Below are 11,299 nucleotides of genomic sequence, written 5' to 3' on the forward strand. Positions count from 1 at the left end.
GCGGAGACAGACCCCTCACCCGTCTCGAATTCGCTGCGCTCATTCGAGCCACCCTCTCCCACAAGGGGAGAAGGGAAGCGCGCTCGCCTCATCACCCTGGACCCGTCATCCTGAGGTGCGAGCCCTTGCGAGCCTCGAAGGATGCACGGCCCGGCCGGTGGCCGTCGATCCTTCGAGACGCGCTACGCGCTCCTCAGGATGACGGTCGGGCAGCGTGGCCGCGATCAGACCCCCTACTGCGTCTTCGCCACGCGCGGCGGCGCGGCGGTGGTGACGAACGAGGTGGCTTCCAGCATGGCCTGGCCGAGCGGGGTCGGGATCGTCATGCGGAACGGCACCAAAAGGCGGGTGCCCGCGATCGGCACGAAGGCGATCTCGATGTTGCGCTGGGCGGCGAGGTATTTGATGACGGGGCGATCCGGGATGTAGCCCGAGACCGGCACGAAATAGAGCGCGCAGACCAGCGCCGGGCCGTGATAGCCGCGCTCGGCCTTGACGATCTCGACCCGCTTGAAATCGAGCTTGAGGTCGTAGCGCATGCGGCCGTCGAACACGCCGGCGCCGGTGCGGCAGACATCCGGGCTCATCAGTTCGGCATTGCCGGGCGCGCGCAGGAACGAGCCGGTCATCGGATCGAACACGCCCTTCTTCTGCGCATCCGACACCGGCAGGCGGTCGGCATCGACCGGCGGCTCCGGCTCGATGGTGGAGTCCTTGATGGCGCCGTTCGCCAGCACCATCCGGATCGTCTCGGATTTCTTCGCGGTGGTGGTGGTCGCGGTGTACGAACTGGCGACCAGCGACCCATTGACGACGCGGCCCTGCGAGGCGCCCGAGCCGCTGCCGCCGGAAAATGCCTTCAGAAGGCCCGCGGTGCCGCCCTGGGCCGAGGCCGAGAAGCTGTCGTCGCCGATTTCAATGGTCCAGGCGCCCTTGCCGACCGGGATACCGGCCAGCGTCGCCTCATACTGGGCGTCGAGCCGCCCTTGGGCGCTGGCGCGCTCGGCGCAAAACAGCAGGAGGGCACCCGCGCACAGGCCGATGAGCCGGCCGAGCGGGGGCAAAAGGGCAATCGTGGTGGTCACTTACGTACCTGACGGTCCTGCTATCGGCGCTCTGTGCGTTGTCCATCTTTGGCAGTCACATCGGCCGGACAACACGCGCATCTCTTATGGAACCAAGACTTGCAGCCGAATACGCCCTTTATATGGTTGCGATATCCGCCGGTAAGTGGCTGGAACGGCTTATGAACCGCCATTTCCCGCTGCGCCCATGCGGCGATATAATCTTGACGCTTGGGCGATCTGCCCCTATACACCCGCGGTTCCTGGAAAATGGACGCGAATTCAAAACCCCCGCGCGGGCCGCGTGATCGCACGCGCCGCCAGAGGCGGGGATGCAATAAGGATTTTGGTAATGTCCCGGCGCTGCGAACTGACGGCCAAGGGCCCCCAGACGGGCCACAAGGTGAGCCACTCGAACATCAAGACCAAGCGGCGCTTCCTGCCGAACCTGGCCAACGTGACCTTCATCTCGGATGCGCTCGGCCGCAACGTGCGCCTGCGCGTCTCGACCAATGCGCTGAAGAGCGTCGACCACAATGGCGGCCTCGACGCCTATCTGATCAAGGCCAAGGCCGAGGTGCTGTCGCCCCGCGCGCTCGATCTCAAGCGCGCGATCGAGAAGAAGGTCGGCAAGCCGGTGTTCGTGAAGAAGGCGAGCTGAGCTAGCTGCAAGCGCGAAAGCGCGGAGAGAGTTTTGAACGGCCGGGTCGGATGACCCGGCCGTTTTTGTTTTGGGCGAGCTTCCCCAAGAGTTAGTTAGGCCCCAAGGACCTCACCTCCCTCGGCCTCTCTCTTTGCGCTAACTCTTGCAGATCGCTTCTTCGCTGCAGCAGACGGGCTCCCGAGCTTAAGTTGATCGAAGAACACCTTGTTTCTGGTCTCGGCATCGCGAAGCATCTTCCTGTAGGAGATGACCCGTATGTGAGCGTTGTGGGGTGTGGACCAGCCGTAGTACCCATCACCATCTGGCGTTGGATGTTGAGCCAACGATCGTTGGAAGAGCCGTCTAGCTGACGACGTAAGATCGCAGACAATGATGCATTCGAACGGCGTTTGACTGCTAATTTCTGACACAACGGCCCCATCAACGTCACGCACAGTTGAGCCGCGCAAGTCATCTATATATTGGAGCACCTGGTTGACGGGATCCTGGCTCAACTGTTCATCACCTGGTCGCTTAAATTCAACGATGACAATTGGATCATTTGTACCCTCACGTCTAAAGCCCAACGTAACCGGCATGAGGCCTCCACCTCGTCATGGCGCGGTTCGCTTGGGATACAGCCTGGGATGAGCGGATGGGTGGAGGTGAAGCGATGGCAAATGCCATGCTTGATGCCAGGCAGGAAGGTGACTCTTATCGCCGCGTTGAGGTGATCACTGGGGAGCGCCGGCGGCGACGGTGGACGCGCGAGGAGAAGGCCCGGATCGCGGCGGAGAGCTTTGAGGAGGGGACGAACATCTCCGAGGTGGCGCGGCGCAATGGTGTTTCCCGCGGACTGCTCACGGTGTGGCGACGCCAGGTAGCGGCGGCGATGGCCGGCAAAGCCCAGAACTTCGTGCCTATCCAAATTGGCGCCGAGAGCGATGGCGGGAGGGCTGGCGAGTCCGAGTGTATTTCGCCGGGTAAGATGAAGCCCTTGGAGATTGCCGCGCCGCCGGCCAAGGTCTGTGGAGCGGTCGAGATCGAGGTGAACGGGGCGCGCATCCGCGTCGAGCCGGGCGTGGAGCTGGCGACGCTTTCGATGGTGCTATCGGCGCTTCGAGGGATCCGGTGATTGCGCTACGGTCAGACCTCAAGGTGGTGCTGGCGGCCCAGCCGGTCGACTTTCGTAAGTCGGTGCATACGCTGTCGGCGCTGGTGAGCGAAGCACTGCGCGCGAACCCATATTGCGGCGACGTCTTCGTGTTCCGCAGCAAGCGCATGGACAGAGTGAAGCTTCTGGCGTGGGACGGCAGCGGCATGGTGTTGGTAACGAAGTGGTTGCACCAGGGGCGTTTCACCTGGCCACCGATCCGCGACGGCGTTGTGCATCTCAGTGCGACGCAGCTTGCGATGCTACTCGACGGCCTCGAGTGGACGCGTGTGTCGCCCAAGCCTGTGAAGCAGCCGGTCATTGTCGGCTGAGAAGTGAGGATTTCGCTGGAGCGTGGGTCACACGGATGTATCGTCTGATCATGGCGATTCGCCCCGACGCTCTTCCGGCCGATCCAGCAGCTCTGACCGAGATGGTGCTCGCGCTTGACGCTGAGAACGAGAAGCTGCGCGTAGCAATGCAGACGTTCAAGGACATGATCTTCGGGAAGCGCTCGGAGCGGCTTGCCGCGCTCGTGGCCGAGCAGCTCGCACTTGAGCTTGGCGACCTTGAGACCGGCGTCACGCCGCCTGCAGCTGCCAACGACGATGCAGCCGCGGCAAAGCCGCCCGGCAAACCACTGCGGAAGAAGGCGCGCCGCAACATCGGCGCGCTGCCCAAGCACCTGCCGCGCTGCGAGCAGGTGCTGGAGCCGGAGGCGACCGCATGCCCGTGTTGTCAGGGCCAGCTTCACAAGATCGGCGAGGACGTCAGCGAGGTGCTGGACATCATCCCGGCGATCCTGCGGGTGTTGCGGACGGTCCGTCCCAAGTACGGCTGCCGCCGCTGCACCGATGGTGTGATCCAGGCGAAGGTGCTGCCGCGCCTAATCGAGAGCGGCATGGCCTCGACGGCACTCGTGAGCCACGTGGTAGTCTCGAAGTTCGCCTGGTATCTGCCGCTTTACCGACAGGTGCAAATTCTGGCCGGCCAGGGTGTCCATCTCGACCGGGCGACGCTCGCCGGCTGGGTGAAGCGAGCGGCCTGGTGGCTCAGGAGCCTCTATGAGCTCCAGCTGCGCACCATCCAGGCTGCGCCGCGCCTGTTCTGCGACGAGACGCCGATGCCGGTGCTCGATCCCGGACGACATCGCCCGCGCATCTGCCAGTTCTTGGCGCATGCGATGGATGACCGGCCATGGGGCGGCCCCTCGCCGCCGGCGGTGGCCTACGTGTTCGCCGACGGCCGCGGCACGGCGGAGATCGCCAGACAGTTGACGGGCTTTTCCGGCATTCTGCAGGTCGACGGTTATGCAGCCTACAAAGCGCTCGCCCGCGATCATGGCGACGCGATCCAGCTCGCCTTTTGTCTCGCCCACGCCCGACGCAAATTCGTCGACGTGTATAAGACGACCCAGTCGCCGTTCGCTCGCGAAGTGATCGAGCGCCTGCAGGCGGTCTATGCCATCGAAGCAGAGATCCGCGGCAGCAATGCCGAGCAGCGGCTGGCCACCCGCCGCACCAGGTCCGCTCCATTGATGGAGGCGCTCAGGACGCGCCTGACCACAATGGTCGGCCAGCTCTTCTCCCAATCGAAGCTGGCGGAGGCCATCAACTACGCACTCAATCACTGGGACGGGTTGACGCTGTTTCTCCGCGACGGCCGTGTCGAGGTTGACAGCAACACAGTCGAGCGTTCCATGCGCCCGATTGCGATGGGAAGACGCAACTCATTGTTCAGCGGCAGCGAAGGCGGCGCCGAGAGCTGGGCGATCCTGGCGTCGCTCGTGAACACGGCAAAACTCCATGAGCTCGACCCGCAGGCCTACCTGGCCGATGTGCTGGAGCGCATCGTGTCCGGGCGAACCAAGAGCCATCAGCTGCACGAGCTGCTCGCCTGGAACTGGAAGGCGGCGCGCCGGCGCACACCGCAGGCAGCGGCATGAGCCCACGTCGCCATAAAGCAGCATCGTCGATGCCGTCAGCCGCGATGCCGCTTGCGGACCTCGAGCGATGGCTCCAGGCTCGCATCGATCGCCATCCTGCCGCCACTAGCATTCCCATGCTCGACGGCTATGCTGCCGCGATCGTAGCCGGACCGGTCTCGATGAGCCCGCTCGATTGGATCTGCCCGCTGCTCGCGATCGATGCCGACGCGTTCAACCATGGCGGCACGCCGGAGTTCGCCGCGATCTCCGCCGTTGCGCTGCGCCACAACGACATCAGCAACACCCTCTCGACTGCCCCCGATCGGTTCGAGCCGATACACCGGCGCAACCCCAATGGCGACGTCGATCCGCGTCCCTGGTGCCAGGGTTTCCATGCCGCGATGCGGCTCAGGCTGTCGGCGTGGGCGCCGATGCTGGACACCAGCAATGTCAATCACGGCCTGCTTCTGCCCATTCTGTTGCACTGTCGCGACGATCAGGGGCAGCCGATGCTCGGATCCCCCCGAAGCGGCCGCGAGACTGCCGACTTTCTGCGTAACGCCTACGCCGATATTCCAGCGGTCGTCGAGGCCATGCGCCAATATTGGATGCCGATCCGCTACCCACGCGCCCGCTGATCTCCGCAGACGTGGGAGCTCATACCGGTTACAGCCCAACGGATTCACAAATACCAAATCAGGCTCTTTGGCGGATTTTGCGCCTGGAGCAATGGTCCGGATCGGCTTGTCGGAAGAGAAGAACTGATATGTGGCCAGCGAGTCGTCGATCAGCCATAGATTATGGTCAGCATAGTCTCCCGAGCTGTACATCTCGCCCATGGGGCAAATCAGCTCGTGAATAACACGTTCATACCGGTACGCTCGCTTTTCGCTGTCTTCATATTTCAGGAGCAGGTTTGCGAGTTTCAATACCTGGTTGCGCTTAACCACTAGCTCGGCAAGGCGGTGCTTCTCTTGATTTGAAATCTCGCTAAGCACCTCCTCTGCTTGCTTCCTGGCCTCAGGCTCCAGCTTATCTAGGTGATCAAATTCATCGATACGCTTCCTCAACTCCCGTTCGTCACGATAAAGGAGAACAAAGAGATTCTGAGCGATCTGCTCGTCGTCCATACTCGGAGCTAAGCTCGTCACGTAATCGTCGACTTTTGTGATCTGCGTGGCGAGCTGAGGATGTTCCTTAAGCAGAGACTCGACCGTATCTTTTTGCCGACCTCGAAGCTTTCTGATGTGTTCGCCGAGAAAACTCTCGGAGGCTTGAAAGATCGCGTCTTCCAATTTCTCTCGCTGCTCGCGAGTCAGTTTAAAATCAAGCCTCTCTTGGTCCACGCGCTCGTCGAGAAAATCTGAGCTTACAATCGCGACGTAAGCCTTACCATTTGGAAGGTCCTTCAAGGCGTATTTGCGTTCTATTGATATTGGATCACCAACCAAGCGTCCGTGCGCCGTTAGAAGGTATGAATTGCGCAGATTCGTCGAAATAGACGCTTCGACAAACAAGTGATCCACCACGACGTCCGTTTTTCCTTCTCCGAAATCTACCGACACTACTGTCCGCACAGGCTCGTCTACCTGATCGGCAATAAAATCATTCAAGCTCGAAGTCTCGCCCCTGTAGGTAATGCTGATCTTGGGCAGTGTCTTCGCTATGAACTGGGGAAAGAAATGCAGGGCCAAGTCTTTCAAATAAGAAGTGGGCCTGACTCTGCCTCTCTGTTCTGGTCTCAGATCGGACAGTGTGATCTTGGTTTCAAGCGGCGCACCGGGAGCAGATACAACGCGCTTGGCGACGATTGAATTTTGCTTCTCTGGAACGAAGCGAAAGCTCACTCGTTCATTTGATTTTCCCTTCCTATAGACGCTATCGACTTTGATTGTTTCAAACAGCTTGATCCAGATGAATCGGCCTACTCCTTTTCCACCGCGTTGATACTTGAATCGACTATCGCTCGTTTCGAAAGAAGCGAGATTGTCGTCCGTAAAGCCTATTCCATTGTCAGTGACCACAATCGACGAGACGTCGCCCTCGCTGTCAACTTCGATCTCTACGTTCACCCAACCGTTGTCAGCGGCCTTGGCTTCCGTAAACCGATCATTGATTGCATGTATCGAGTTACTGACCGCCTCGTAGACGGAATAGAGCACCGCCGTCTTCCCGTCCGGTAGACGCATATTGTTGATGCGACCCAGTACATCGAACTTCATTCCGTCCCGAGTTTTCACCCGCCTCCAGTTTGACGGCGAGTTGGTCGAACTGCGAGAAATATGTCAATCGGCCTTTCAACCTATGGTTGGCTGCAGCGTAGACGACTGATTTCCCTTTGGTGCCCCCTGTGCCAAAAATCTAATTTCTCCAGAAATTTCAATACGACACACCCTGTCCAGTCCTCGCAGAGAAAATATTCCTCTTCCCCGGCACCCCAACTCAGCACTACAAACAGCGCGTCCCGCCTCCTCTGAGAGGGGCGTATCGCGATCGTCACGGACGTTGGGTGCGGGATGCGGTGGACGCTGTGGGTGCGCTTGACGAGCGCGCCTATCTGCGGACGGTGAAAGCGTGTGGTCCTGACGCCCTAGCGGCCGGTGTCCCCTCGCGAAACGCGCAAGCGTTCTGCGGAGGCGGTGACAAGCAAGCCCAGTCTCGCCGGGGAGAGCACGTATAAGCCGTAACCCATCCGCGCGGGGAACGCCGGGATCGCCCGGCCGTACCTGTGGTCCTACCTCCCGAGCTTTTTGTTGCTCGGGACCCATGGGTGCGTGCTGGCACCCGGCGTTCCCTGCACCCTCTGCTATCGAAGCGAGGGTCACACTGCCGCAAAGCTCGGGCCGATCCGGCCGCGAGGCTGCGTGCGCTCACCCCCTCCTGCTGTTTGACAGGTGAATCGATCCGAACGGCGCGCATCCGTGGCTGCGCGTGAGTGGATTCTTCTTTGTGTGATTGGACGTGGAGTAGAATTATCCATCGCATCGAGTGAGAAGAGATGGATCGCGCTGCCTCGCCAAAACTTCCGCCTTCGCCCAAAGGCTTCGGCGGACAAGACGGCGCGACAAGCCTCGCAATGACGGCGCTGCCAATGGCTGAGAAACGTCCGCTGACAGCTGTTGCCAATGACAGCGGTGTCATCACGCGAATCCATTCTGATGCTTGGAGTGCGCGTGAAGAAAGCCTTAACGCGCCGACGTTAACCGACAAAGAAAGCCTATAAATCACGGCAAAAAGCGGCTTGTCACGCCGAAGCCTTGGCGAAGGCGGATTAATCACAAACTCATTCGCATCATCACGAGCGCATGAGGCGCATGCAAAACGCCACGATCTCTTCCAAGTGTTAGTGTGCAAACAAGCCGTCCGACACGATTGCGATTCGACGCGGCCACGCCGCGCGGGTTTGAAAACCGTGAAGGACATCACGACCGGCACAACTGATTGTGAGGCATGTGCGCCGCACTCTTGGGAACAAGCCAGGCCGTACTTACATCACGTCCAAAGAACGACTCAGTACAAGGAATTGATCAATGCAAGTTCGCGCAGTCGATACGCGCGGAAGACTGGTGCCTGCGCTCGCAACCGCCGCCGTGGCGGTGCTGGCCACCGCCGCCCTCGTCGTCCTCGAATTCCACCCGCCCCGCAATGTGCTGAAGGGCGAACCCGGCATGATCACCTCCGCCGCCGCCAGCCGCGCCGGCGCCACCGTGCTGCCGACCGATCCGATCACGACCGGCAGCGTGCGGTATCGTTGAGCTAGAAGTTCTCCCTCGCCCCGCTCTTGCGGGGAGAGGGTTGGGGTGAGGGGCCTCTCTCCACCAGCGACACTCGCGAACGTACCTGTACCCCCTCACCCGGATCGCATTGCGCTACGCTCCATGCGATCCGACCTCTCCCCGCAAGCGGGGCGAGGTAAGAAGCGCCCGGCACGCGGGGAGAGATTTTGATAGTCATTCCACTTTGCGGCAAACCACCGCACATTGGCTGAGTTTTCCAGCCGACCATCGCGCCCCGCCGCATTTTCGCATCCCTGCCCCGGCGTCTCGCCACAAGCCCAACGGTTGCGGCCTCACGTAAGCTCTCCCCCGAGAACAATAAGAACGCCACAGGGAGGCTCACGATGACATCGAAGGCCATTTGCAAGGCCATCACGGCTCTGGCCGCGCTTGCGCTCGCGACACAGGCGCACGCCGCCGAGAAGAAGTATGGCGCGGGTGCCAGCGACACCGAGATCAAGCTCGGGCAGACCTCGCCATTCTCCGGCGCGGCGTCGGCCTACAGCGTGATCGCGAAGGTGCAGGCGGCCTACTTCAAGATGATCAACGACCAGGGCGGCGTGAACGGGCGCAAGATCACCCTGATCACGCTCGACGACGGCTACTCGCCGCCGAAGACGGTGGAGCAGACCCGCAAGCTGGTCGAGCAAGAAGAGGTCGCCGCGATCCTCAATCCGCTGGGCACGCCGACCGGCCTGGCCGTGCGCAAATATCTCAACGACAAGAAAGTCCCGCAGCTGTTCGTCGGCGCCGGCGCCACGCTGTGGGGCGATTACGCGCATTATCCGTGGTCGATCGGCTTCCAGCCGTCGTACCAGGCCGAGACCGCGGTCTACGCCAAATATGTGCTGACCAACAAGCCGGACGCCAAGATCGCGCTGTTCTACCAGAACGACGACGCCGGCAAGGATTACGGCAACGGCTTCAAAAAGGGCTTGGGCGCGGAGAACACCGCGAAGATGGTGGTGGCGGAAACGACCTATGAATCGACCGATCCGACGGTCGACAGCCAGATCGTGAAGCTGAAATCGTCCGGCGCCAACGTGCTGTTCATGCACGCGATCCCCAAGCAGGCGGCGCAGGCGATCAAGAAGATCGGCGAGATCGGCTGGAAGCCGGACCTGTTCTTCCTCGCGGCGACCTCGACCTCGGTGTCCTCGGTGCTGAAGCCGGCCGGCTTCGACTATTCCAAGGACATCATCTCGTCCTACTCGCTGAAGGATCCCAACGATCCGCAGTGGAAAGACGATAAGGATGTCATCGCCTGGCAGAGCTTCATGAAGAACTACTTCCCCGAAGGCAATCTGCAGGACCAGCTGATCGTCTACGGCTATGTAGTGGCGGAGGCGACGGTGCAGGTGTTGAAGCAATGCGGCGACGACCTCACCCATGAGAACATCATGAAGCAGGCCGCCAACCTCGACATCGCGCTGCCGATGTTCCTGCCCGGCATCAAGGTGAAGACCTCGCCGACCGACTATTTCCCGGTCGAGGCGATGCGGCTGCAGAAGTTCAACGGGGAAACGTGGCAGCTGTTCGGGGACACGATCGGGAATGATTGAGGGGATCTGAGGGGGGAAATTGTAGAGCGCGAAGCCATCCACACCGTCGTCCCGGCGCAGGCCGGGACCCATTACCCCGACTGGATGGTGTGGCGCGACGCTGTGGCCGCAGCCTGCTCCCACAATAAGCTGCGGTGGCTATGGGTCCCGGCCTTCGCCGGGACGACGCGGAGGTTGTTAGGCCGCCGGGACGACGGGAGGTTAGACTCCCCGCTCCAGCAACGCCCGAAAATCCGCCCGCGCGCGCTGCGCCTCCGCCCGCGCGGCCTCCGAGGCATCGCCGAGGCCAAAGTAGCCGTGAATCAGCCCCTCGCCGGCATGATACGTCACCGGCACACCGGCGGCCTGCAACGCCTTCGCATAGGCATGGCCCTCGTCGCGCAGCGGGTCGAACCAGGCGGTGGTCACCACGGCCGGCGCGACACCGGCGAGGGACTTCGCGCGCAGCGGCGAGACCCGCCAGTCGGCGCCATCGGCCGGGTCGGCGAGATAATGTCCGCAGAACCACTGCATCGTCGCACGCGTCAGGAAGTAGCCCTCGGCATTCTCGGCGCGCGACGGAAATCTGGCGTTCTCGGCTGCGTCGGCAAAATTGCCGACCACGTCTGTAACGGGATAGACGAGCAATTGCCCGGCGAGCTTGATGCCGGCATCGCGGCAGGCGAGCGCCGACGCGGCGGCGAGATTGCCGCCCGCGGAATCGCCGGCGACGCCGACGCGGGAGAGGTCGCCGCCGAAGTCAGCGATGCGCGCGACGACGTCGCGAATCGCGGCGAACGCATCCTCGAACGCGCCGGGAAAGCGCGTCTCCGGCGGGCGGCGGTAATCGACCGAGATCACCACCGCGCCGGTCTCGATCACGAGGTTGCGCGCCTGACGGTCATGGGTCTCGAGATCGCCGGCAACCCAGCCGCCGCCGTGGAAGAAGATCACGGTCGGCGCCAGCCCGCTGCCGCTCCGATAGAGCCGCGCGGCGAGCTTCCCCGCGGCGCCCTGCACCTCGATATCCCGCGCGACATCGACCGGCGGCGGCGGCACCGCCTTGCGCGCCTCGGCCAGCGCGCGCAGCGAGTCGCGCGCGCTCTGCGGCGTCATGACCGTAGGATCGCGCAACGGCAGCAGCGGAATGATCTTCTCAATGACGGGATCGAGCGGAAGCGGCATGATCGTGCTT

10 protein-coding genes and 1 pseudogene are annotated in these 11,299 nt (G+C 62.0%); 8 read left to right on the forward strand and 3 right to left on the reverse strand.

What is annotated here, in order from left to right:
- Positions 1–233 precede the first annotated feature (233 nt).
- Positions 234–1,064, reverse strand: a complete 831-nt coding sequence (locus tag WDM24_RS39950) for a DUF3108 domain-containing protein (protein ID WP_414645791.1) — start codon at positions 1,062–1,064, stop codon at positions 234–236.
- Positions 1,065–1,416: 352 nt separating this feature from the next.
- Here WDM24_RS39950 and rpmB point away from each other — a divergent pair, with 352 nt between their 5' ends.
- The 5 genes from rpmB (at position 1,417) to WDM24_RS39975 (ending at position 5,425) form a co-directional block, all read left to right on the forward strand.
- Complete coding sequence (gene rpmB / locus WDM24_RS39955; protein WP_092120029.1) at positions 1,417–1,725, forward strand: 50S ribosomal protein L28; 309 nt, start codon at positions 1,417–1,419, stop codon at positions 1,723–1,725.
- A gap of 655 nt (positions 1,726–2,380) precedes the next feature.
- A complete protein-coding gene (gene tnpA, locus WDM24_RS44570) occupies positions 2,381–2,842 on the forward strand; it encodes an IS66-like element accessory protein TnpA (protein ID WP_166208700.1) in 462 nt (153 codons plus the stop codon).
- A complete protein-coding gene (gene tnpB, locus WDM24_RS39965; protein WP_166208697.1) occupies positions 2,839–3,192 on the forward strand; it encodes an IS66 family insertion sequence element accessory protein TnpB in 354 nt (117 codons plus the stop codon). The genes tnpA and tnpB overlap by 4 nt, the downstream gene beginning before the upstream one ends.
- A gap of 50 nt (positions 3,193–3,242) precedes the next feature.
- Complete coding sequence (gene tnpC / locus WDM24_RS39970; protein WP_166213760.1) at positions 3,243–4,805, forward strand: IS66 family transposase; 1,563 nt, start codon at positions 3,243–3,245, stop codon at positions 4,803–4,805.
- Between the two features lie 44 nt (positions 4,806–4,849).
- Entirely contained in the window at positions 4,850–5,425 is a 576-nt protein-coding gene (locus WDM24_RS39975) for a YecA family protein (protein ID WP_224497083.1), read from the forward strand.
- A 1,236-nt stretch (positions 5,426–6,661) separates the two neighbouring features.
- Here WDM24_RS39975 and WDM24_RS39980 read toward each other — a convergent pair.
- Positions 6,662–7,009, reverse strand: a pseudogene (locus tag WDM24_RS39980) (ATP-binding protein); the annotation flags it as partial.
- A gap of 776 nt (positions 7,010–7,785) precedes the next feature.
- On the opposite strand from WDM24_RS39980, the gene WDM24_RS39985 reads away from it, so the two are divergent.
- From WDM24_RS39985 to WDM24_RS39995, 3 genes are all read left to right on the forward strand, one after another.
- Positions 7,786–8,010 (forward strand): hypothetical protein, encoded by a 225-nt coding sequence (locus tag WDM24_RS39985; RefSeq protein ID WP_338694743.1) that lies wholly within the window; start codon positions 7,786–7,788, stop codon positions 8,008–8,010.
- A 307-nt stretch (positions 8,011–8,317) separates the two neighbouring features.
- Positions 8,318–8,542, forward strand: a complete 225-nt coding sequence (locus WDM24_RS39990; RefSeq protein WP_166301675.1) for a hypothetical protein — start codon at positions 8,318–8,320, stop codon at positions 8,540–8,542.
- Between the two features lie 365 nt (positions 8,543–8,907).
- Entirely contained in the window at positions 8,908–10,125 is a 1,218-nt protein-coding gene (locus WDM24_RS39995) for an ABC transporter substrate-binding protein (protein WP_338694740.1), read from the forward strand.
- Positions 10,126–10,326: 201 nt separating this feature from the next.
- Here the strand turns inward: WDM24_RS39995 and WDM24_RS40000 are convergent, their stop codons facing one another.
- Positions 10,327–11,289: an alpha/beta hydrolase gene (locus WDM24_RS40000; protein ID WP_338829610.1), complete on the reverse strand. Its 963-nt coding sequence runs from the start codon at positions 11,287–11,289 to the stop codon at positions 10,327–10,329.
- Positions 11,290–11,299: the final 10 nt, after the last annotated feature.

Origin of the sequence: Bradyrhizobium sp. 27S5 (assembly GCF_037217225.1) — a bacterium.
GTDB classification, from domain to species: domain Bacteria; phylum Pseudomonadota; class Alphaproteobacteria; order Rhizobiales; family Xanthobacteraceae; genus Bradyrhizobium; species Bradyrhizobium septentrionale.